The organism is Bacillus sp. FAU20 (assembly GCF_056033865.1).
This window is the reverse complement of the sequence record NZ_JBVYHY010000026.1, coordinates 660,878-685,292: the sequence shown is the minus strand read 5'-3', so window position 1 is coordinate 685,292 and position 24,415 is coordinate 660,878. Positions and strand designations below refer to the sequence as shown.

22 protein-coding genes are annotated in these 24,415 nt (G+C 34.0%); 2 read left to right on the top strand and 20 right to left on the bottom strand.

What is annotated here, in order from left to right:
- Window positions 1-47 precede the first annotated feature (47 nt).
- The 7 genes from AC0OM3_RS25295 to AC0OM3_RS25265 all read right to left on the bottom strand — a co-directional run bounded on the left by AC0OM3_RS25295 (window position 48) and on the right by AC0OM3_RS25265 (window position 7,242).
- Entirely contained in the window at window positions 48-1,589 is a 1,542-nt protein-coding gene (locus AC0OM3_RS25295) for an acyl-CoA carboxylase subunit beta (protein WP_000886746.1), read from the bottom strand.
- Between the two features lie 2 nt (window positions 1,590-1,591).
- On the bottom strand, window positions 1,592-2,380 hold the full coding sequence (locus AC0OM3_RS25290; RefSeq protein WP_061884185.1) for an enoyl-CoA hydratase: 789 nt from the start codon (window positions 2,378-2,380) through the stop codon (window positions 1,592-1,594).
- Between the two features lie 4 nt (window positions 2,381-2,384).
- Window positions 2,385-3,296: a hydroxymethylglutaryl-CoA lyase gene (gene mvaB / locus AC0OM3_RS25285; RefSeq protein ID WP_061884184.1), complete on the bottom strand. Its 912-nt coding sequence runs from the start codon at window positions 3,294-3,296 to the stop codon at window positions 2,385-2,387.
- Window positions 3,297-3,317: 21 nt separating this feature from the next.
- Complete coding sequence (locus tag AC0OM3_RS25280) at window positions 3,318-3,533, bottom strand: acetyl-CoA carboxylase biotin carboxyl carrier protein subunit (RefSeq protein ID WP_001987345.1); 216 nt, start codon at window positions 3,531-3,533, stop codon at window positions 3,318-3,320.
- A gap of 25 nt (window positions 3,534-3,558) precedes the next feature.
- Entirely contained in the window at window positions 3,559-4,896 is a 1,338-nt protein-coding gene (locus tag AC0OM3_RS25275) for an acetyl-CoA carboxylase biotin carboxylase subunit (protein ID WP_000486751.1), read from the bottom strand.
- 15 nt (window positions 4,897-4,911) lie between these two features.
- Window positions 4,912-6,057 (bottom strand): acyl-CoA dehydrogenase, encoded by a 1,146-nt coding sequence (locus tag AC0OM3_RS25270; protein WP_000397279.1) that lies wholly within the window; start codon window positions 6,055-6,057, stop codon window positions 4,912-4,914.
- A gap of 216 nt (window positions 6,058-6,273) precedes the next feature.
- On the bottom strand, window positions 6,274-7,242 hold the full coding sequence (locus AC0OM3_RS25265; RefSeq protein WP_001248641.1) for a YbgA family protein: 969 nt from the start codon (window positions 7,240-7,242) through the stop codon (window positions 6,274-6,276).
- Between the two features lie 234 nt (window positions 7,243-7,476).
- Here AC0OM3_RS25265 and AC0OM3_RS25260 point away from each other — a divergent pair, with 234 nt between their 5' ends.
- Window positions 7,477-7,776 (top strand): WGxxGxxG family protein, encoded by a 300-nt coding sequence (locus AC0OM3_RS25260; protein WP_000728151.1) that lies wholly within the window; start codon window positions 7,477-7,479, stop codon window positions 7,774-7,776.
- 121 nt (window positions 7,777-7,897) lie between these two features.
- Here AC0OM3_RS25260 and AC0OM3_RS25255 read toward each other — a convergent pair whose 3' ends face one another.
- The 7 genes from AC0OM3_RS25255 to AC0OM3_RS25225 all read right to left on the bottom strand — a co-directional run bounded on the left by AC0OM3_RS25255 (window position 7,898) and on the right by AC0OM3_RS25225 (window position 15,354).
- Complete coding sequence (locus AC0OM3_RS25255) at window positions 7,898-8,551, bottom strand: TetR/AcrR family transcriptional regulator (protein ID WP_001168190.1); 654 nt, start codon at window positions 8,549-8,551, stop codon at window positions 7,898-7,900.
- A gap of 24 nt (window positions 8,552-8,575) precedes the next feature.
- Window positions 8,576-9,595, bottom strand: coding sequence for an ABC transporter permease (locus AC0OM3_RS25250; protein WP_001266725.1), 1,020 nt, complete (start codon window positions 9,593-9,595; stop codon window positions 8,576-8,578).
- Window positions 9,592-10,317: an ABC transporter ATP-binding protein gene (locus AC0OM3_RS25245; protein WP_001187072.1), complete on the bottom strand. Its 726-nt coding sequence runs from the start codon at window positions 10,315-10,317 to the stop codon at window positions 9,592-9,594. The genes AC0OM3_RS25250 and AC0OM3_RS25245 overlap by 4 nt, the downstream gene beginning before the upstream one ends.
- Window positions 10,318-10,504: 187 nt before the next feature.
- On the bottom strand, window positions 10,505-10,756 hold the full coding sequence (locus AC0OM3_RS25240; RefSeq protein WP_000548621.1) for a hypothetical protein: 252 nt from the start codon (window positions 10,754-10,756) through the stop codon (window positions 10,505-10,507).
- 214 nt (window positions 10,757-10,970) lie between these two features.
- Window positions 10,971-11,813: a metallophosphoesterase gene (locus tag AC0OM3_RS25235; RefSeq protein WP_474213185.1), complete on the bottom strand. Its 843-nt coding sequence runs from the start codon at window positions 11,811-11,813 to the stop codon at window positions 10,971-10,973.
- Between the two features lie 260 nt (window positions 11,814-12,073).
- On the bottom strand, window positions 12,074-13,000 hold the full coding sequence (gene bla / locus AC0OM3_RS25230) for a class A beta-lactamase Bla1 (protein WP_002164025.1): 927 nt from the start codon (window positions 12,998-13,000) through the stop codon (window positions 12,074-12,076).
- A 221-nt stretch (window positions 13,001-13,221) separates the two neighbouring features.
- Window positions 13,222-15,354 carry a peptidoglycan D,D-transpeptidase FtsI family protein gene (locus AC0OM3_RS25225; protein ID WP_000662993.1) on the bottom strand — a complete coding sequence of 711 codons (2,133 nt, stop codon included), beginning with the start codon at window positions 15,352-15,354 and terminating at the stop codon, window positions 13,222-13,224.
- 383 nt (window positions 15,355-15,737) lie between these two features.
- Here AC0OM3_RS25225 and AC0OM3_RS25220 point away from each other — a divergent pair, with 383 nt between their 5' ends.
- The gene (locus tag AC0OM3_RS25220; RefSeq protein WP_163051715.1) at window positions 15,738-17,498 is read left to right on the top strand and encodes a peptidoglycan D,D-transpeptidase FtsI family protein; all 1,761 of its coding nucleotides are present in this window, start codon (window positions 15,738-15,740) and stop codon (window positions 17,496-17,498) included.
- A gap of 11 nt (window positions 17,499-17,509) precedes the next feature.
- Here the strand turns inward: AC0OM3_RS25220 and AC0OM3_RS25215 are convergent, their stop codons facing one another.
- From AC0OM3_RS25215 to AC0OM3_RS25190, 6 genes are all read right to left on the bottom strand, one after another.
- Complete coding sequence (locus AC0OM3_RS25215) at window positions 17,510-18,337, bottom strand: hypothetical protein (RefSeq protein WP_001060765.1); 828 nt, start codon at window positions 18,335-18,337, stop codon at window positions 17,510-17,512.
- A complete protein-coding gene (locus AC0OM3_RS25210; protein ID WP_000438327.1) occupies window positions 18,327-18,860 on the bottom strand; it encodes an RNA polymerase sigma factor in 534 nt (177 codons plus the stop codon). Before AC0OM3_RS25210 ends, AC0OM3_RS25215 begins: the two co-directional genes overlap by 11 nt.
- A gap of 494 nt (window positions 18,861-19,354) precedes the next feature.
- Window positions 19,355-21,322 carry a penicillin-binding transpeptidase domain-containing protein gene (locus AC0OM3_RS25205; RefSeq protein ID WP_000737762.1) on the bottom strand — a complete coding sequence of 656 codons (1,968 nt, stop codon included), beginning with the start codon at window positions 21,320-21,322 and terminating at the stop codon, window positions 19,355-19,357.
- 207 nt (window positions 21,323-21,529) lie between these two features.
- On the bottom strand, window positions 21,530-21,802 hold the full coding sequence (locus AC0OM3_RS25200) for a hypothetical protein (protein WP_000492688.1): 273 nt from the start codon (window positions 21,800-21,802) through the stop codon (window positions 21,530-21,532).
- A gap of 764 nt (window positions 21,803-22,566) precedes the next feature.
- Window positions 22,567-23,079 carry a hypothetical protein gene (locus AC0OM3_RS25195; RefSeq protein WP_033673011.1) on the bottom strand — a complete coding sequence of 171 codons (513 nt, stop codon included), beginning with the start codon at window positions 23,077-23,079 and terminating at the stop codon, window positions 22,567-22,569.
- A gap of 536 nt (window positions 23,080-23,615) precedes the next feature.
- Window positions 23,616-24,410: a peptidoglycan-N-acetylglucosamine deacetylase gene (locus AC0OM3_RS25190; RefSeq protein WP_474213219.1), complete on the bottom strand. Its 795-nt coding sequence runs from the start codon at window positions 24,408-24,410 to the stop codon at window positions 23,616-23,618.
- Between the last annotated feature and the right edge of the window lie 5 nt (window positions 24,411-24,415).

The following is a 24,415-nucleotide window of genomic DNA, read 5'->3' as shown; positions in this document are numbered from 1 at the left end:
TTTTCCCCTCCTTAACTTTTTGAGCAAGAAAGCCCTAAATAAGGCTTTTAAACTGGATATACAGGATGTTTACGATCCGTGAATACTTGATATTTACTCATATACATTTCGAAACGTCCTTTTAACTCTTCACGTAAATTGTTTGGATGAACAATACCATCAATCACCATCTCTGATGCTAAGTGGTATATATCAATATCTTTCTTATACTCTTCACGTTTTTCAGCAATGAAGCTAGCACGCTCTTCTTCTGGTAAAGCTGCAATTTTATTTGCAAATACAGCATTAACCGCAGCTTCTGGACCCATTACTGCAATAGAGGCTGTCGGTAATGCCAAGCAGCAATCTGGTTCAAATGCTGGACCTGCCATCGCATATAAACCAGCGCCATATGCTTTACGAACAACGATAGAAATCTTAGGTACAGTTGCTTCACTCATTGCAGAAATCATTTTTGCACCGTGGCGAATAATACCGGCACGCTCTACTTTTGTACCAATCATAAATCCAGGTACATCTGCAAGGAATAATAATGGAATATGATATGCATCGCATAAATTAATAAACTTAGCAGCTTTATCAGCTGAATCGTGGAATAATACGCCGCCTTTCATACGAGGTTGATTTGCAATAATACCAACTGGCTTACCATCAATACGTGCTAAGCCTGTAATTAGTTCTTGAGCAAATAATTTTTTCACTTCATAGAAAGAACCTTCATCAATAACTCTATTAATGAGATCTTTCATATTGAAAGGCGCATTTTGATTTTCTGGAATGATTTGTTCTAATGTTTTTTCGAATTGTTTCGGTTCTTGAGGTGTAACCAATGGAGTCTTCTCTAAGTAGTTGTTTGGAAAATATGAAATATATTGTCTTGCTTGTGTAATCGCATCTTCTTCGGTCTTACATAAAACATCTCCGCATCCTGATACAGAGCAATGCATACGAGCTCCGCCCATCTCTTCTAACGTTACCTTCTCACCGATAACCATCTCAGCCATACGAGGAGATCCTAAATACATAGATGCATTTCCTTCTACCATCATTACAACGTCACAAAAGGCTGGAATATACGCACCACCAGCTGCAGAAGGTCCAAATAATAAGCATACTTGAGGAACTTTACCTGATAACTTCACTTGATTATAGAAGATTCTTCCTGCACCGCGGCGCCCTGGGAACATTTCTACTTGATCTGTAATACGCGCTCCAGCAGAGTCGACTAAATAAAATAACGGAACACGTAGTTTTTCAGCTGTTTCTTGAATACGTAAAATCTTTTCAACTGTGCGTGATCCCCATGATCCAGCTTTTACAGTAGAATCATTGGCCATTACACACGCAGTACGACCATGTATTTTACCCGTTGCCGTTACAACGCCGTCCGCAGGTAAGCCTGTTTGTTCACAGTTAGCAAATAATGCATCTTCTACATATTCGCCATTATCAAATAGAAGCGCTAAACGATCTCGAACGAATAATTTTCCTTTTGCTTTATTTTGCTCATGATATTTCGGTGCCCCGCCTTGTTTAATTGTTTCAACTCGTTCTTCAAATGAATTAGATTGTTGTTTTTGGTCTAACATATTTACTCCCCCTTATACATCGGTTTGCGTTTTTCTTTGAATGCCTGTAATCCTTCTATTCGATCTTTCGTATGGATTACACCTTCATACGCTTGTTTTTCCATTTGTAATCCGGTATGTAAATCAACTTGAATACCGTTTGAAATTGCCTCTTTTGCTAATCGAACAGCAATAGGTCCATTACTAGCAATTTTCTCTGCTATTTCAATCGCTTTCTCTTCAAGTAAATTAGCTGGTACAACGAATTCTACTAAACCATATTCTTTAGCTTCTTGCGCTGAAATACGTCTACCTGTATAAATTAATTCTTTCGCTCTACCAACACCAATTAATCTCGGTAAGCGCTGTGTACCACCTGCTCCTGGTATAATTGCAAGTGTCGTTTCAGTAAGACCAAGACTTGCAGTGTCTGAAGCAATTCTAAAATCACAAGCTAAACTTAATTCCGTACCACCACCAAGTGCGATTCCATTTATAGCAGCAATAATTGGCTGTGGTAATTGTTCAACCATTTCCATAGTAGTGCGAATCATACTAACAGCATGGCGAACTTGTTCTTCATTCATGCCAGCACGTTCTTTTAAATCAGCTCCGGCACAAAATGCTTTTTCACCAGCCCCTGTTAAAATAACTACACGAGTATTTGACTCTTCACTTATTTGAGTTAGTATGTTTTGCAACTCTTCTAATAACGCTAAAGATAATGAGTTTGCTTGTCTTTCACGATTTAATGAAATCTTTACAACGTGTGGTGTTACGTAATCAACTGAAATGTTTTGTAATTGTAGCATCTTCTCACCTACTTATCGTTTTATGTTGAAGCGCTCTATACACATGACTCGGTAATTGGATATTTAATTTACTTTGAATAAATTGACTCGCTCTCAATAACTTCTCTTCATCAATATTCGTTTGTACCCCTAACTTATGGAGCATATGAACTAAGTCATCAGTTGCAACATTGCCTGATGCTCCTGGTGCATATGGGCATCCACCAAGACCACCACAAGAACTATCAAATGTTGTAATACCATATTCTAATGACTTAACTACATTCGCCAGAGCCATTCCATACGTATTATGGAAGTGCATTGCAAACTGCGAAGCATCATATTTCTTTAATAAATGTTCTAATACTTGCTCTACTTGTAACGGATTTGCTACACCAATCGTATCACCAAGAGATGCTTCATAAATACCGTATGAAAATAGCTGATTACATAATTCGTCAACTGCTGCGAGACTTATATCCCCTTCATAAGGACATCCAAATACAGTAGAAACATAACCTCTTACCTTTTTCCCTTCGAATAATGCCTGTTTTGTTATATCTTCAATTACAACTAATGCTTCTTTAATCGATTTATTAATATTACTTTTATTATGAGATTCACTTGCTGATAAAAAAACATTCACCTCATCTACATTTTGCAAAAAAGCTCGTTCCAAACCATTTTGGTTCGGAACAAGCGCAGCATATGTAACATTGGGATCCCTTTTCAGCTCAGAAAACACATCATTTGCATCCGCTAATGCTGGTACCCATTTTGGGTGAACGAATGAGGAAACTTCAACATACGACAATCCTGCTTCTGTAAGTAGTTGAATCCATTTTACTTTATCTTTTGTGCCAACAATCTTTTTTTCATTTTGTAAACCATCACGTGGTCCTACTTCTTTAATGACAGCAAAATTAGGTAGTTTCAATTCGCTTCCCCCTATATCTCCCTATTCAATTTCTAATAATACATCTCCTTCATTTACAAAATCGCCTTCTTGCACATTAATTTTCATAACTGTACCGGCTTCCTCTGAAATGATTGGAATTTCCATTTTCATAGATTCCAAAATGACGACATCCTGCTCTTCCTCTACTGTGTCCCCTACTCCTACAACAATCTTCCAAACGTTTCCTGCCATCGATGCGTATACTTTCGTCATCATTTTTCCCCCTTAATATTGTTAAATCTTATTTTTTAACGAGCTGTTTCGTTACAAAACCCGTTGTATAAATACCCTCTTTGAACACTTCGTCTTCCAAAACTTGCAGTAACATTGGAGTGTTCGTTTTAATACCTTCTACTTTTAATTCTTCTAGAGCATCATGTAATTTCGAAATTGCTTCTTCACGAGTCTCGCCATGTGCAATGACTTTCGCAATCATTGGATCATAGAAAGGTGTAATCGTTACATGATTTTCTAAGAAGTGATCAATCCGTACATTTGACGGTAATGTTAAATCTGTAATTTTCCCAGGTGATGGGAAGAATGTTTTCGGATCCTCTGCATAAATACGAGCTTCAATGGCATGACCACTACGTTTTACATCATCCTGAGTAAATGATAGTTTCTCTCCACTTGCGATAAGGAGTTGCTGTTCTACAAGGTCTAATCCCGTAATTTCTTCTGTCACTGGATGCTCTACTTGTAATCTCGTATTCATTTCTAAGAAATAGAAATTTTTCTGATCATCTACAAGAAACTCAACTGTACCTGCATTTGTATAGCCAAGTGCTTTGGCAGCTTGTACAGCAACTTCTCCCATCGCTCTTCGTGTACCTTCATCTAAAAATGGTGAGGGTGCTTCTTCGATTACTTTTTGATTTCGGCGCTGTACCGAACATTCACGCTCCCATAAATACACTGTGTTACCATGTGTATCTGCTAAAAGCTGAATTTCAATATGATGCGCATCTGCTATATATCGCTCTAAATACATTTCTCCGTTACCGAAGAAGTTTTGCGCTCTTGTTTTATTACTTTCAAACGCTTTGGTGAGCGTTTGCTCAGTTTCCATCAACTGCATACCAATGCCTCCGCCGCCTGCGGATGCCTTAAGCATTAATGGATAACCAATTTGTTTTGCAATTTCAATTGCTTCTTCAGCAGTTTCAATATTTGTAGTAATCCCTGGGACTACTGGGACATCTGCTGCTTGCATTGCGATACGTGATTCAATTTTACTTCCCATCTTCGTAATAATTTCTTCTGAAGGACCGATAAATACGATTCCTTCTTCTTTGCAGCGAACCGGAAAAGACGGATTCTCTGATAATAAACCATAACCCGGATGAATTGCTTCTGCATTTGTCTTCTTAGCTATTTCAATAATTTTTTCAAGGTTTAAATAGCTTTCTTGAACACGCGGTCCACCTACTAAGTAAGCTTCATTTGCCATTTTCACATGAAGGGCATTTTCATCTGCTTCAGAATAAATAGCAACAGTACGGATGCCTAGTTTTTGACAAGTTTTCATAATACGAACAGCGATTTCTCCACGATTCGCAATTAATATTTTTTGAAACATAGTGATTCCTCCCTTTTATCTACATCCTAAATGTCTAGCAATTACGAGACGTTGAATTTCAGAAGTTCCTTCACCAATTTCTAATAGTTTCGCATCACGAATATGTCGTTCAACTTCATATTCACGCATATACCCATATCCACCATGAATCTGTACTGCTTGATTCGCAATACGGCTTGCCGCTTCCGATGCAAATAGTTTTGCCATTGCCGCTTCTTTGCCGAAAGGTTTATCGTTATCTTTTAACCAAGCTGCTTTATGTACTAAATTACGAGCTAACTCTACTTCAGTCGCCATATCAGCCAATTTAAATTGAATCGCTTGGAAATTAGAAATTGACTTTCCAAATTGTTGACGTTCTTTCGCATATTGCAATGCACGTTCAAAGGCTGATTGCGCAATACCAACTGCCAATGCTGCGATTGAAATACGTCCTCCATCAAGTGTATATAAAAATTGTTTAAAACCTTTATTTACATCACCAAGAATATTTTCTTTCGGTACACGAACACCATCAAGTACGATTTCACAAGTATTAGAAGCGCGAACGCCCATTTTATCATAAGGACTAGAAATCGTTAATCCTTCACTAGTAGTAGGTACGATAAATGCTGAAATGCGTTTTCTACCATTCTCTTCAATACCATTGACAGCGGTTACAATAATGGTATTTGCATACTCTGCGTTTGTAATCCAACACTTCTCACCACTGATTACATACTCATCACCATCTAATACCGCTTTCGTTTGAGTACCACCTGCATCTGATCCAGCATTCGGCTCCGTTAATCCGAAGGCACCTAATGTTTTTCCTGACGCCATTGGAACTAAATACTTTTGTTTTTGTTCTTCTGTACCGAAATAATAAATTGGAGAAGCACCTAATGAAATTGTTGCAGCATAGCTTAAACCGGTGCCACCACAAGCGCGACCAATTTCTTCAACTGCTAACGCATACGATACCGTATCGCCACCTGAACCTCCATACTCTTCTGGGAATGGGATGCCTAGTAATCCTAGTTCGCCCATTTTTTGAAATGTTTCATATGGAAACTCTGCAGTTTTGTCATAATATACAGCTTTCGGTGCGATTTCCTTTTCAGCAAAGTCACGTACCATTTCTTTAATCATTTGTTTTTCGCGAGTTAGAGTAAATTCCATTCCGCTACACACCCCTTATCGAATATTGAGTTTCGACAGCGTGCGAGTTTCTACTACAAACATAACAACTTAAAAGACAAAAGTATTAGTTAGACAATTGCTATAATTCTGTCATAACTTAATTTTAAAACAGATTCTGTACTAATGCACAAAAAAATTCCTACATTGTTCTACAACAACATAGGAGATTTTGTGTCGAATTATGTAATTTATTGTTTAATAATCTCTACCTTTTCCTGAATCAGAAATTTCTACTAATGCTTCAGGATATGGTTCGAAATACGTCTGTCTTAATAAATACTTCTCATCAAATCGAATGGCCCATGATTTTAAAATTGTAAGTAAACTACTAAGTGGTATTTTCTTTTCTGCATACTTTTGTAACAGTTCTATAAAATGATCTTTTTCTTGTTTTTTTAGCTTTGTTTTAAAATATCCAAAAATGTGCTCGCATACATTTACATTCGATGTATAACGGGGTGTGCGCATAAATAATTCATATAAAGTCTTCTCATAGTTTTCAAATACCACTTCAATCTTTTCATTTTTGTGATTTGCAATTATACGCCCTAATTCCTTTTGTTTCACCTGATTATATGCCATAAATAAATATTTATTGTCCGACTGAAACGATACAAGGTCTTTCATATTTTTATTATGTTTAATCATTTTGTAATATGCGATTGTAAATAGCCTTGTAAAGAAATGCTCTCTAATAATAAAATTCGACAATCTGCCTTCCTCTTCAATAGGAAGATGCGAAAATTTTTTTATTACTGCTCCGCCAAATAAGCCTGATCCTTTTCCCTTTGCTGGTGCTTTTTCAAAACCAGAATAAATTTTCACATCGCGCGTACCACAACTTGGCGAACGATTCTTTAAAATAAAACCATCCACATCCGGTATCGTTTGTAAAAAGTCATTTGAAAACTGTTCCATTTTTTCAGTTACATCTTCTCGTGTCGACGGTTGCACAAGTCTATTCTCACCATTTTCTTCTACAATTCGTATCGTTTCTCGAGGAGTCCCCAATCCAATCTCGACTTCTGGACAAACAGGTATAAATGTAACAAATGGCTGCAAATTTCGTATTGTTACATCTGGAATCATCTCTCCATTATAACGACAAGCATCAAATTCTAAACATTTACTTACGACGATTGTAGGTTTTGCAAATTGTCGCATCTCATTACCTCCTTATTGCTAGTCCGTATAATATAAATTGTACTAAGATTAACATTTTAAGCAAAGTTTGATGCATTTATTTTTATGAGAAATATATATCCAATGAAATATTAACAATCATTCAACTCTATTTTCTATAAATGTGCGCTCTATTTAATGAGGGTTTAGATATTGTGAAATGAATAATACACACATGCTTCGGAGAACTTAATTATTAAGAAAGGAGGGATTGTTATGAAAAAGAAATTATCATCAATCTTAAGTGTTTTAGCACTATCTATTATGTTTTTAGGTACATCTGCGCAAGCTGAATACGATGGAAATAATATGAACAGAGTTAATAACACTGATATTTCAACTCGAGTAAATGACAATAATTTAGACAGAGTTAATAATGATGTGAGAACTCGAAATGTAAATACAACAAATGATTTAAATGATAATCGTGATAGAAATAATAATTGGGCTTGGCTTGGTTTATTAGGACTAGCAGGATTATTAGGTCTTAGAAGAAGAGACAAAGAAACACGCTGATTTAGAATGTTTTTATTAAACAAGTACTTATTTATCAAAAATATATAATGAAAATAAATCGCCTTTTTAAAGGCGATTTATTTTCACTTAAAAGTAATGTATGTAATTCACACTTCAACGATTAAATTCGTGGAGTTAATCCATACAATATAAATTGAATCGTATTTTCAATTTCCGCTTCATCATCCCATTTTTCTTCAGGCAATAATAAAAATCGTGTTAATAATAAACCTAATACAGCTGATAAAGTAAGACGTAATACGGAAGATGGTGGTATCTCAATTATTTCCCCTTCTTCTTGAAATTTCACAATCAACTTTTTGAAATGTGAAAACAGTTCTGTTTCTACTAATTGCTGTATTTCATTTTTCAGTTCTGGTTGAAATGGTACTTCTTGAATTAATATTTTTATCATAGGAAAGTGTTTTTGAGCAAATTTAAATCTATTATGAATTACAACCCTTAAAAGTCCTTCATACGATTCATACTCCGATTTAAATATTTCTTTTGCAAAGGTTTGTACGAAAAATGGTGCAGCGAACTTAGTTAAAGTTGGCATTACGACCGCTAGTAATAAATCTTTTTTCGTCTTATAGTAGCGGAAGATGGTTCCCTCCGCTACACCAGCACGCTTTGCAATTTCACTTGTTGAAGTTGAAGCGTATCCTTTTTCTCCAAACATATCAACAGCCGCCTCTAATATTCGCATTTGACGTTCATTTCGTTTATCCGTATTAGTTGCAGCTATTAATTCCTCCAGCCAATCTTTCTGCATTTATAAAGCTCCTTTTTGTCATTATTATATTTTGCGATGTTTCTTTAAAGCAAATACATTTCCTACTGCAAATAATAGTGAAAAAAGTAATAACACAGTAAGATCTAATGCAATCTCTGTAAACCCTTGATTCCGAATCATCACTTGTCTTATTGCGTCAGCGCCGTATGTGAGTGGAAATGCTTTCCCTAACATTTGTAGCCACTTGTTCATAGATTCCATTGGAAATAATCCAGAAAAGAAGATTTGTGGCACAATAACAAGCGGTATAAATTGAATCATTTGAAATTCATTATTTGCGTATGTCGATAAAAACGTACCTAATGTTAGTGCAGTTAAAGAGAGCATACATGTAATAAGTAGCGTTAGCCATATGGAGCCAGCTACGTATAAATCTAAAATATAAACGGAAAAGCTTACGATAATAATGGATTGTATAAAGGCAAAGAATCCAAAACCAATAATATAACCTGCGACTATTTCCCATCTTCTTACTGGGGTGGATAATAACCTTTCTAGCGTACCACTTAAACGTTCTCTTACGAAAGATACACCTGATAATATAAATACAAAGAAAAATGTAAAGAAACCAATTAATACAGGACCAAGCCCATCAAACATCGTAAAGTCTTTAGAGCCATGTAAATAATTTACTTCAGGTTTCATAATCGATACATCATTCTTCTCTGTGCTTTTTTGCAATACTTGAAGTACAGCACGATTTTTTGACGAATCACTACCTTCCAACAGAAGTTTCATTTTTCCATTCTCTATACGAAATACTGCATCTACCTTTTGTTTTTCCAACTCAGAAATCGCCTTTTCCTTACTGTATTCATAAATTGACGCTTCTTGATTTTTCATCACTTTTACTATTTGAGCGGGCATATCAACAACAGCAATTTGCGGTATATAGTCTTTCTGTGTAAACACTAGTGACAAAAGCCAAAGTAATAACATCGGTGCTCCAAACATCATTGCTAACGAACGCTTATCTCGAAAAAATTGACGAATAATACGTATAATTACACCAGTAACTCTCATGACGGAGCCACCTCTTCCAGCAAAAAGACATCTTCAATCCGTCCAGATGACACGCGTTTTTTCAATTCTTCAGTTGTTCCAACCGCAACTAGTTTCCCTTCTCTAATTAACCCTAGACGCTCACAAAATTCAGCTTCATCCATAATGTGCGTCGTTACAATAATCGTTGTACCTTTCTTTTTAAGGTCATAAAATTTTTCCCAAATTGTTTTTCTAAGAAGTGGATCTATCCCCACTGTAGGCTCATCTAAAATTAATATTTCTGGTTCGTGAAGGAGTGCTATCGCTAATGATAAGCGTTTTTTCATTCCACCTGAAAATTGTTGTACTTGCTTTTTCATATACTGTGACAATTGTACAAGTTCAAAAACCTGTGCAATTCTTGTCTTTTTACGTTTTCCCTTTAGTCCATACATCGTTGCTATAAAATCTGCATTTTCATATGCTGACAATTCTTCGTATAATGCATCCGCCTGGGCCATATAACCAATTCTTTTCATTTCATTTAAATTAGGCATATTAGTATTATTAACAAGCACTTCACCTTTCGTTGCCTCATTAATACCTGCAATCATTTTAATGAGCGTTGTTTTCCCCGATCCAGAAGGTCCAACAAAACCAAAAATTTCTGCTTTTTCAACTTGCAATGAAAGATTGTGTAACACTTCTTTTTTTCCAAAACTTTTTGATACAGTCCGTAAAATAATTGAAGGTTGTTGCACGTTTCATCCTCCTTTTCCAATGAAATGAGTGAGTACTCACTTTTATTTTACCCTTGCTTAATTATATGTCAAACTTCATTGATTAGTATGTATGTTCAATCAACGATATTAAACAATGAAACAGAGTCGACATTAGAATTTCATTTCCTAAAGCCGACTCTGTTTCATTTAAACTATAAATTTCACTTTACGTTTTTAAATTCATATACTTCCGAATTCTAGCAACATCTAAAGAATATTCAATAACTAATTGCTGTAACGGTAAAATAACTGTGTCAGGATATAAATGTGCATATTGTAATGTTTCTGCATATTTTTCTAATCTTTTTTCTAAATACTTTATTATTTGATCAGGATGACTTACTAATAAACATTTACAATAATAATGTATTTGTTCCTCAATCGCCGTGTATTCTTCAATTTCATATTCTTTATGCATGTGTACACCCCTTTAAGTTTTTTACATGAATTACTTATCACAATTTTCACTCGACAATTTTTAAGTTTTTTGATTATTTACACTATAACAAACAATCAGGGTCAAATTTTGTTACTTTATGTAACGTAGAAAATTTTTAACAAAATTGTAATGTTAACTCCTGCAAAATACATAAAATCTCTTTACTCACTTTTGTATAAAAAAATCGTACAGCTTAATTTAACTGCACGACTACAATCTCTGGCCTATTCAAAATTCTTTGCGGAATGATACTATTTCCTAATCCTCTACTCACTACCATTGATGTATTTTGTTCTACATATAAACCTGCTGTATATTTAGGTAAAACACCTTGATTTGGAGCAACTAATCCACCGATAAATGGCAATCTAACTTGCCCTCCATGAGCATGTCCCGATAAAACCAAATCCAACCTCTCATTCGTATATTCCTTTATAAATTCAGGCCTATGGGATAATAATACATTATATCTCTCTGGCTGCATTTCAATTTTTGCTTTTTTAATTTCATCTATTATAATATTTCCTTCATCACGGTTTCCAGTACCAAACTCTGGATCATCAATACCTAGCAAGTTTATCTCTTGCTCACCCTTTCGAATGCCTACATGTTCATTCCTTAAAACATTGACACCATATTTCTTCAACTCTTTTTCTAAACTGTTATACTTTCCAGACCATTGTTCATGGTTTCCTGTCACAAAATATACAGGATACTTCTTTACCATTTCTCGTATTAATTGCATACTAACTTCTGCATCGTATGATTTACTGTCAATTAAATCACCCGTAATTGCAATAATATCTGGGTCTATACTTTTTATTTTTTGAATTAACACATCTTGATTATCGCCAAATTTTTTATTGTGTAAGTCTGAAATTTGTAGAATTTTATACCCTTTAAAAGAGGATGGTATTTTACTAGAGGTTATTTTAATCTCAGTTATACTTATTAAATTGTTCTGTAAATATAAAAAGATTGTAAAACCTACTAATATACAAATAATCATTACAATTCTATTAATCTTCTTTTTCATATTTTCTCCTTTACATTCTCATCAAACACTTCTATATGCTAACTGAATTATATTATACTTTCTTGAAATTTATTTAAATTAATAAAATAATACAGTACATGAAATTTCGTATGAGATATGTCATATATATTCGTTATATTTTTACTTTTACCTTTTTAATAATAAGAATACAAAAACGACTCTTATCACAAGAAAAGAGTCGTTTTCTAACTTTATACTTTTAATACTTTCATGTTAAAAATGCGAAAACTAAAATACTATTACCTAAGAGCCTTAACTATAACTTTAGTTGCCTCTGCAATGAGTTGATTATCATAGGTTGCCTCTTTCTCATCTTTACTAGATAAAATTGCGATGATAATTGGTGCTCTATTTGGAGGCCAAACGATAGCAATATCATTTCTTGTCCCGTAACTGCCAGCACCTGATTTATCTCCAACTACCCAGTCAGTTGGTACGCCTGCACGAATAAGTTTGTCCCCTGTAGCATTTCCTTTCATCCACTCTGTAAGAATTTTACGTTTTTCAGCTGGAAGTGCATTTCCGACCGTAAAAGCTTTAAGATTCGTAGCAATAGCTTTCGCTGTACTAGTGTCACGAATGTCTCCTGGAATAGCTTCGTTTAATTCTGTTTCAAAGCGATCAGACATAGTAATCCGATCCCCCATATGCCTAAGCGCTTTTTCATATCCTTTCGGTCCTCCTATTTTATTAAATAAAATGTTCCCTGCAGTATTATCGCTTGAACGAACAGCTGCCTCAGCAATTTCTCCTAGTTTCATTCCAGTATCTACATGTTTCTCTGTAACAGGTGAATAATCCACTAAGTCTTCTTTCGTATATGTGATTACTTCATTTAATGAATCAATTGAGTTTTGCTGTAGTAATACTCCCGCGGCTAAAGCCTTGTAAGTTGATGCGAAGGCAAATCTTTCGTTAGGTCGATAAGAGATTGTTTGATTTGTACCAGTATCAATCACATATACACCTAATCGAGCATTAAATTTTTTCTCAAGTTGAGAGAACTCTTTATGCGTTGCCTGATTTTTATGTTTCACTTGTCCAGTCTTTTCTTTCGCTTCAACTTGCAGTGACTCTCCTGTAAAAGCTTCTAGGCTTGTAATACTTAAACCTAATATACCAACGCATATTCCTATTTTTAGCATCCTCTTATTTTTCAAAATCATCATTCCTTCCAAATTTTTAGCACCTTTTTATACGTACACATAATAGACAATCACCGAACCAAATTTGTTCCATAAACTGAAAAAAATTTATAGCTAGTATAAGAGTTATTAACAAAATAAGAGATAGTAGCTATGATCGCCACTATCTCTTATTTCATATTTCATTTTTTTACTTATAAATGGCTTTATATAAACAGGTTCTCTTCCCTGAGAAAAGTATTCTAATTTTGCTTAGAACTACCTGTACTAGTAGATTCAGCATGTATACGTTGCTGTTTCAAATCAAAGTATACATCTAAAACTTCCTTTCCAATTATAGAATTAATTCCATTTTTATCATCATGAAGCCATGGAACTACTACGGAAAATGCTACTTCCGGATTATCATATGGAGCATATCCAACTAACGTTAAGTTGTAACATTCCATACGTTCTCCTTTTGCATTTCTGCCAATCGGGTCATCTCCACCATATACAGTTTGGGCTGTTCCTGTCTTTCCTGCTGGTTTATATGGCGCGTTTTTGAAATATTTCACGCCAGTTCCATCACCTTCTTGGAATACCCATCTAAACCCTTCTTTTATACGATCAATATGTTCTTTCTTCATATCAATTCGATTTAATACGACAGGCTCTATGGAACGTATAACTTTGCCAACCTCTTCTTTTATTGATTGTTCTCGTATTTCTTGTACAATTTGAGGTTGCATTCTATAACCACCATTCGCAATCGTTGAAATATATTGCGCTAATTGCAACGGCGTATACGTATCATACTGACCGATAGAAAAATCTAGTAAAAAACCAGGTTGACTATCTACTTTTCTCGTTTGTCCAATTATTTCATTCGGTAAATCAATACCTGTTGGGACACCTAAACCAAATTGCTTGAAATAATAGCGCATCGTATCAAATGCTCCTTGTTTAATATCTAATGAGCCATTTGGTACGTAATTGACTCCCGCAATTTTTAAAGCTGTCTGGAACATGTATACATTCGAAGATACTTGTAAAGCCCGTAAATCATTAATATTACCAAATCCGGATACATTCCACGATTTCTTAACTTGTGTACCTTTAAATTTCATCGGTGCGTCATAAAATTGATCTCCTGGATGTATTGCCCCTGTCTCATATCCAGTTAATAAAGTAGCACCTTTTACAGCTGACCCTAGCTCATACGAAGTTGTCATGTTTCCTAATGCCAAATCCTCAACCTCTATTTTCCCTTCTTTTTCTACAATCTTTTTGCCTGCCATTGATAAAATTTGTCCGTTATTTGGATTCGTCATGACAACAAAAGCTCGATCGAGCAGTGGCTCTGAACTCTTAAAAGCTCTCAAGTTTTTCTCTATACTTTCTTCAACTTTCTTTTGTAATTCCATATCAATCGTTAATGTTAAACTATTACCACTTTTTCCTTTAGAGATTATTTCTGTGTTAACAATGTTTCCTGATTTATCAGTAATATTTTTCACTTCTTCTTTTGTGCCGTGTAATACATCTTCATATCGTTGTTCAATATAACTTTTTCCAACACGATCATTACGGTTATATCCACGTACTAAATAAGAATCTAAATTTTCTTTCGGTAATCCTTCTTCACTACTCGTAATATTTCCTAATACAGAACGAAATAAATTACCGTTTACATAATTACGTTCCCAATCAACAGTTGCATCTACTCCTGGAAAATCCGCAAGATTTTCGCTTATCCGCGCATACTCTTCATCTGTTACATCTTTTTTAATGATTTGTGGTGTTAGTTGATAACCTGAACTCATTTTACTTTTAATAGCTAACACCTTTAAATCTTGTGCTGTTAATTCTGCTAATTCTACCTCTGTAACACGACCTCGTCTTAAGTCTTCTATTTTTTTATCTAACTCTTTTCCCTCTATACCCTTTTCTTTAAACTTTTCTATATCTTTCTTAGTAATCTTTGCCTCCGCACGTTTCGAATTCAACTGCATCCAAAAATCTTTTTTATCGATATCTGTTAATTTATTTATATCTTGTTCAGGCATTTCAAGTACTTTCGCCAAGTCTTTTGCTGTTTTTAAAGTATCTTCACTCGTAATTCCCTTCACCCTTGTATACGTAATTGTGCGAAGAGATTTATTATTAACAACTGTTTTCCCTTCTCGATCTAAAATTTGTCCACGTGGAACTGGAATACTAGTTATTGCATTTTGACTACTTTCCACTTGGTTCTTATAAGCCTCTCCCTCAACGATTTGTACCTTTCCTAGCTGCATAATAATAGCTGAGAATAGTACAAATATGCAAAGGAACATTATATTTAATCGAATAGATATATATGTCTTCTGCTTCTTGCCTTTTTGTTCTTTCATAAATCCTCCATTTAATCCTTTCAGGAATTGCTACAAATACTAAAAGCATTCCTTATATATTAGATACCGATAATCGGTTATAAATATCGCCTCAATTTTTTGCTTAATCCTTGTAAGCAACCATTCCTTTTCGTTTAGCTACGAAATTAATAACTCTCCCTTCTTGTTTTCTCTCTATTTTTTTGCCACTTGCATTAGAAGTGCTAAACTGTATAATGACTCTTATTAAACTTACATATAAACTTGCTAGTAAATTTTCATGCTAATTATTCCTTTCTTCATGCTGTAATACTTAATAGACAACCTAAACAATAAAGTTGTTCCACATTTACAAAAAAAATAATTAAATATAAGATGAAATAGGCTACATAAGGGAGGGTTATATGTTACATACAAGAAGATGGAGATTTTTTGCGGTTCTTTCTATTGTAGGTTTGATTTTACTGATTTTATTAAAAATCAACTTCATTTCAATTACTATCGCAACTTCTTCAGCTGAAAGAGGAAAGATTTTTGATAAAAATGGTGTAATGCTAGCTACAAATAAGAAAGTTAAGTCTCTATATTGCACTTCTAATGATGAAAAGCTATCGAAACAAGATACATCAAACACATTAGCTTTTTTCAATCAATTTTCAAGCGAGTTTCAACATGATATTTCTACAGAGAACATAAAATCTCAATTACAACAATCTTGTAAAAAGCAGACTATGAATGATATACCGTTATACTCTGATATAAATGAGAATGAACTTGCATTCATAAACAAAAACAAACCCAATAATGTAATAATTAAAGATGAATGGATTCGATATTACCCTAAACACGAAATTGGTTCACAAGTAATTGGGTATGTAGAAAATGACCTTAATTCAAAGCATATGGCTGTTGGAAAAAACGGGATTGAGCTGCAATATGAAAATGATTTAAAAGGAAAACAAGGCAAAACTCTTATTTTTAAATTGAATAATAAAAAGTTCTTATGGAACATTCAAAAAGTACAAAAAGGAAAAGACGTGCGGCTAGCTTTAGACTCTGAGTTGCAGCAAAAGGCAGAAGAAGCATTAAAATCTCAAATTAAGAAAACACCTGATGCTAAAGCTGGTTATGCTATAGTGAGCGATGCAAAAACTGGCGCAATTTTAACTATGGCCAACTCGGTAGTTTTTGATCCAAATATATTAAATACACATGTATCTTCTAGAAAAGAAAACATTAAATCTCTTTCGCAAAATAAAGCAATTCAAAAATTAAAGTATGGTGAATCTTATGTAAATATGGCTTCTACTATAAAACCACTTACTATTTTAATTGGATTAAACGAAAAGCTTTTTCAACCAGAAGATACTTATTTAGATAAAGGTACTTTTCAGTATGATAATCAAAATAACATTACGAATGCGCCTGGAACACCAACAGGGGAGATTACACCGAGGCAGGCTATCATTAATTCATCTAACACATTTATGACAGCAAAAGTAGCTCTGCCCTTATTCAACCAAAATAATGGTAATATAGAAAAAGTGGCACATATATGGACAGATTATTTAATGCAATTCGGCCTACGTTCTAAAACTGGGATTGATTTACCCTTTGAAGAAGACGGACAATATGAATTCCATCCATCTAATAAATTTGAAAATGGGATTTCAGCATTATTAAATGCCTCTTGGGGAGGAAATGAAGTGCATACTCCTCTTCAACTCGCTCAATATGCAGCAACTTTGGCAAGTAAAGGCGACAAATATAAACCTCAAATCGTAAGTGCGATTATTGGTCAAGATGGTAAGGAAACCAAAAAGTTTAAACCCATTTTAGAAAGTTCAAATCGTTACCCGATGAACTTTTGGAGTGTCGTGCAAGGTGGGATGAGTCAAAATATAGAGGAAATTAAAAAGTTGCCCTTTGACGTCGCAGGTAAAACAGGTATTACAGGTTTTCCAAATGAGCAAGCAAGAATGATAAATCACTCTCTTTTCATTGCGTATGCTCCTACGGAAGATCCACAAATTGCCGTTTCTGTCGTTATCCTTGGTAGTAATTCAGAAAAAAACATTGCCGCTCTCGTTACATCAGAAATTTTAGAGTACTGGAATACTCTTCAAAAAGACAATAAAAACAAAGAGGAAGGTTCATTTAAGTGAACCTTCCTCTTTTACCATATAGAATTTATATTTATTATTTTCCATATACCTTCATTATTCTTTTCGAATGTAAATGAATATTTAATATCAGTTAAAACGTACTCTTTCTGTACATATCCAGTATTACCGTTAATTGTCGAAACTTTTATATATCCATTATTCTGTACTTTTTCTGGAATCCAAGCTTTTACCATTTCATTAGATACTTCATATAAAACTTGTGATTCTCGCTTTGGTTCAGCTAAAATTTTTGTTTTATTTCCAGTAACAGTCGCATATATAAAATGCGCTTGGTTTGGTTGATTACTTTCTGTCAATCCACTTGGTACTTTATATACTTGCTTTGTATCTTTGGCAAACTCTCCTCCCATTGTAAGGGCGACTTGCAACTCATGAAAGATATCTTCATCAAACTTCAGTTCATCCTTCTTATAACTCTTCCCTTTAAATAGAACTTCATCATTTAACGCTTTGTACAATTCATTTTCATTTTTTGAGTTCGTACTTTGATATAGTTCATTCATAAATTGTTTTAATGATGAATCTTGAGCAGACTCATCTTTTGTTTTAGGCTTAATTTGAGTACTACTTTGTACCGGTGATTTATTATCATCAAGCCAAGGTTGTTGAACAATGAAAAATAACATTGTACAAACCAAAACAACTACAATAGGTAATGCTTTTTTACGAAATGGTCTTTTATGTTTTACAAAATCCACTTCATTATTTTCGTATATAGACTGCTTTATTTTAGAAATAAATTCTTCTTCATCTTTACGATTCTCCATTGGGCCTTTTTTTATTTTTCTATACCAGTCAGGATTTTGTTTATTGTTCATCACTACTACCCTCCCCTATTAATTTTGAAACCTTACTTCTCGCTCTACTTAATCTCGATTTTACAGTTCCAATGGATACTCCTAATGTTTCAGCCATTTCTTCATAAGATAATTCATATTTTGCATCCAATATAATTATTTCACGGTGCTTTTTAGGTAGTTCTAATACCACCTTCCACACATCATTCATTTCTTCTTGCTTAAAAAATTCTTGTTCTGCTGACAGGGATTGCTTATCGTCACTAAAAAATCCTATTAAAGATATCCTTTTAAAATAGGAGGATTTCAAATAGTTTATTGCCGTATTTCTTGTGATTTTTAAAATCCACGTTTTAATAGATGACTCCTTTCGAAATGAATTCCAATTTTTAAACACCTTTATAAATACATCTTGCGTGATATCATCTGATAAGTGTGGATCTTTCGTAATAATAAATGAATAATTCCATACATCTTGCCAATAGTCTTTTATAACATAGTCCAGCTCATCATGATTACACTTTTCAATAAACGTCTGTTCCATTTCCACACCTCAAACTTATTTGAATAAACATAAAACTGCCCTCACTTTTATTATGGTTTCAATATATAGACAAGATACAAGTTTCATTTGTTCCATTGTTTATCTTTTTTCAGGCAGAATAATACTACTAAAAAACAAGTAAAGCATACAATGATAAAAATCCACTCACAATAATCTATTTTTTGAATTTAACGTAACACTCTACTTGTCCATTTCAATTTGCTATTCCCTTCTATTTACCATTAGCAATGCCAACTTTTCAGAAATGAAAATAAAGATAAGGTATCAATTTTCTATAGTCGCAGCAAAAAAGCATTCTCGATTAGAAAGAATGCTTTTTTGAAATTTAATTGTTCTATATTTTCCCCAACTTATATCTTTGAGTTAAGCAAACATATAATAAAGTGAAACTTTAATCCACCCTCAACAATCGGGCTTTTACGGGCAAATAGCGGGATAAATGTAGTGAAAAAAATTCACCTTATAATTAAGTTTTATTTCTGAAATACATGTTTTACTTTTTCACCTGGAACGTTACTTCCTCCTCTTCCTTTTACACCTTCAATCATCATGGTAACAATCATGTCTGGCGCATTTGCATCGAAAGCTGCGAACCATCCCAGTTCTTTTCCGTCTGCTTCTTTAGACTCTTTCAGTTCTGCCGTACCGGTTTTACCAGCAAGCGTAACACCATCAACCTTTGCAATTCTCCCCGCGCCATCAGGGTCATTAATGACTTTGATTAATGCACTCTTTAATATCTCTTGATTCTTTTTAGAAATCACATTTTCTTTCCAATTCCCCGCTACTTTTACTTCTTTTAAAAGGTGTGGCCACGGAATATTCCCTTCATTCACAATCGGTGCATATGTTAATGCTAAATGAAGTGGCGTCATTAATACTTGTCCTTGTCCATAGCCCGTGTCTGCTAGTTGAATATCGTTTTTTATCCCATCTTTTGCAATGATTGAAATAGGAAATTCGTATTCGATTGGTAATTTTTCATGAAATCCGTACTTTTTAAATTCATTTACATACTGATCTTTTCCCATTTTCAAAGCTTGTTGAGCAAAATAAATATTATCAGAGTACTTCATTGCCTTCTCAAAATCAATTGGACTTGCATCCTTTACACGCGTGACATAGTAATTTCCCCAAGATGAATCTTTTGTCCACTTCAATCCTTGAATTTTAAATTCTTCCTTTGGATTTATTGTGTTTGTTTCCAAACCAATTGCACCTGTAATCGTTTTAAATACGGAACCTGGTACAAATGCTTGCGTGAAGCGATTCATCATTGGTAGTTTCAAATCGTTACTCCATGCTTCTCGTTGGGCTTTCGATGCTCCTCTAACTATTATATTTGGATTATAAGCAGGGCTACTTACAAGTGCGATTGTTTCACCCGTTTTAGGGTTGACCGCTGCACTAGATCCTGCTTCAGTTTTCATCTCATTAAAGATTTTTTCTTGAATTGCAGCATCAATTGTTAACGTAACAGTTTCTCCTTCTTTTGCTTCTTTTTTTGCTACGTTTTTAATCTCTTTCCCCTTCTCATCCTCTATAAATACGCGTCCACCCTTTTCACCACGCAATTTATTTTCTAACACTTTCTCTAAACCGGTCTTACCTACTAAATCATCTGCTTGATAACCTTGTTTTTGAAGTGATTTTAACTCCTCCGCATTCACCTTTCCTATATATCCAGTTAAGTGTGCCGCTGCTTCACCTAATGGATACGTACGAATATTTACTGGGCGAGATGAAACTCCTTCTAATTCAATATAATCATTCTGTCTGGTTCCCTCTTTTAAAATTCCAATTGGTACAAAGGAGTCTGGTTTTATCCATTTCGCTGTGAGCTTTTGTTCGACCTCTTCTATAGACATATCAAGTAATTGTGCTACTATTTCTTTCGTTTGCGCTGCTGTTTTGCCTAGTTTCTCTGGAATAATTCCAACCTCAGTCGCTTTACCATTCGTTGCAAGCCCTTTTCCATTTCGATCATATATTTCTCCGCGTTTTCCTTGCTCTACTTGCATACGTACTTTGTAATCTTTTTTCATTCCTGGAAAAATGAAGTCCGGTGTCCAATCTATTTTCCAAGATTCTTTATCTTTCACAAGTTTTGCTTCATGGATGAATGAAACTGGTCCTACATCCGTATCCATCTTAACTTCAAAAAGAAAAAGCTCTTTATCTTTCGTATTCTCTCCTTTCATTTTAACTTTTAAATTCTTAGCTCCAATCCCCTCATAGATTTTTTGATATTTTTCTGTGAATTCTTTTTTAGAAATCGATTTTTGAGCATGATCTGATAATTGATCATACATATTTGCAAATTTTCTATCATTCCATAAATTAATATATTCTTCAAATGCTTGTTTTGGCGGTTCGTTTTTATTACATCCTACCAACATAACCGCGAAACAAACGAAAAGCAGCATCCATAATTTTTTCAATTCAATCTCTCCCTTAGTTAAAAATGATGATTCCTTTCTTAATTTATTTAATAAAAAATGTTTTAACGCTTAATAGACAGTGTAAGTAATGACATTGTTCCATATTTACAAAAAATAGACCTAATTGGAATTCATCAGTAATCAATAGATACAAAAAAACACTATACTTTCTGTCAGTTTCTACAGAAAGTATAGTGTTTTCTTATTTTATCTTTCTATATATGCTATACCGTGAGCTCCTTGATTTACAGAAGGATCTGCATTTCGATCTCCTGGATTAACTTTAATGGTATGAACATTCTTATAATCAACTAAATCTAATATACTTATTGTCCTTGATCTAAGGTTAGAAACGTATCTAACCGTTACGTCCGTAAAAGAACGCATTATAATTGGGAGTAAATCTCCTTCTATTGTACCTAACACATTTAACGATTCTCCATCAAGAACAGAAACATACCCTGGTGATGGAGAAAACATATTTCTTGTTCTCTCTCCATTCTTATTCTGGAAACATGTATGCCCTATCAATACTTTCCCATCATTCGTTACATGAACCGGGGTAATTAAATCTGAAAATAATTTTGTCTTTATAATCTTATCGGTTTCTGTATTAATGATGCTAAATGTAGTTTTCCAATGCGTACTTCAAGTAAAATCAAGAGCATGAAACCAAGGAACAATCTAACTTTTATAAAGCCCTCACCCTATTAACATACAATCCAATAAAATAATTTGTTTCAGATATGTAGAAATATGGTTTAACCATCAATCAGTGATCAGGTCCTCTTACCCTAAGTAAACCTAAATCTATTTGTTTCCATACCGGAAGAGATAAATAGTTTTGTTCCCATCCATGTAATTAAGCGGATATGTATAATTACATATCCGCTTAATTGCTTTTAGTGCTATATTTTAATAGCGATGAATGCTATTATTTCATAAGTTGTCAACAAGCTTTATGTATGAGAAAAAGGAAGGAGCCAAATAGGCCCCTTCCTTTTTCTACTAGTTAAATAAATTACTCTCTGGTAAAAATTTATATAGTGATTCTCCTTTACAAGCGTCTGATTATGCATAAAAACCGCTAGCTTTGCTTGCTGTCGGAAAAATTAAAGATGATAGAATTAAGTTATTAAGAGACAAAAATTTATCTAGCCAAGACAGATTTGTCTTAGCTAGATAAATTTGGTGATAAATACAGGAAGTAACTCTTACGATTCAATGATTCCTTTTCCTGCCTTCTACACTTGCCACTTCTGTTTCATGACTTGTAAATAGAGATCTTCAAACTCGTTAAAATGGACGCGAAAAGCACCTAATGTATCGATATAAGCAGAAATCACATCTTCTTTATTAAAATGGAGCCCTTTCTGTACTATATCATAGCTATCATCCAGACTGTATAAATTAAAATATTCCTCATCCCAATACAGGCCACTGTTTACTAGTAAACGAGTGGAGCAGGTAAGAGCTTGTTTTACATTCCATTTCTGAGCTACTAACTTTTCATTTAAGACTGAAAGAAGGATGTTTACCGAGTGTTTTTCATCAACTATGCGGCTATATGATAGTAAAGCCGATTCTATATATATCCGTTTTTCTTTAGACATTAAGGATATCTCTATAATTTCATATGGTGGGTAATCAGTTGCTTCGATCAACCTATCACACCATGAAATTACATCCTCTCTATTCCAAAGTCTCCAGCCTAGTCCTAATGCATACAAGTGAGATAACGTTTGATAAGATTTCAACATGAATGTCATAGTGTAGTAGTCTCTAGTATCTTTTCATAGTATTTTAACGGCTATGCAATAAGGAGGCATAAAAAAAGACCTCTTACGGAAAGATAAGAGGTCATCAAGAAGATAAAAATGTTGTATTTGAAACACGCGAGTTTCTAATTCACATTATATCACTATATATCTATATATTCAACATATACATTTAAATGAGGAATGTATGTATAAAAACACACGTAATATTAATTTAGAACCGTATGTGTTCTTCTGTTATCCTATTTCTTCTACAATGCCGTGATTGTATGTATACTAATGAGCAATTGTAGCAAGTTCTTCTAAATTCCCTTCCGTTACCTCATAAATAAACAGAACAAAATTACTGTCGGATTTGGAGCCTGTTGAAATGGAACCAATTATGATTTAATACCGCTTCTGTTACTATTTCTTCGTAGGACTTCTTCACTTCAAACTAATATTTTTCCAGACGAACAAACATATCTTTCCAGACTAGATCTGCAATTTCTGTTTAATGATACCAGATAATACTTTTATATCCGGCTATCATGCCAGAAGTTTATTGGAAGATGATTGTTCTCATCATAAGCTTCAAATTCATACCCTTTTTCTTTTAATCCTTTTATAATTGCTGGAACAGCCGCAACAGATTGTGGATGAATATCGTGCATTAAAACAATTTCCTTTGAAGACGTCGCACCTGCTAAGACATTTTGAACAATTTTTGCGGCTGCTACATCCACAGGTAATTTATTGTATTTCCAATCTAGAGAATCAATTGTCCAATCCCATACTTTTAAATTATTTCCGACCACCTCATTTCGAAGTGATTCATTTAATCCAGGCATTGATCCATATGGTGGGCGTGTTAATTTCGGGGAGTTTCCAATAACATTTCTAATTAAAGATTGATCCTCTTTCATTTCCTTCACATATTCCTGATTGGTATATAGCTTTTTAAAATTATGTGTCATACTATGCATGCCCACATAATGGTTCTCTACATGCTCTCGTTTCACTAAATCTGAGAACCTTTTCACATTACCGCCAATTAAAAAGAATGTTGCTTTCACATCATTTTTCTTTAATACATCTAATAGATTAGCTGTATATTTTCCTGGTCCATCATCAAAAGTTAAATATGCAACTTTTCTTTCTTTACCATCAAAACGATTAGGTATGGATTTTTTCAATTCATTTTTAGGTAGACTGCTCACTTGTTGAACACTACTTGCCTCTTCCGCGTTTACCAGCTTAGGATTCGTAATAGATTGAAACATGTAATATCCTATTGCTACTAATGTAATAGACAACAATACACTTATAATTCTCT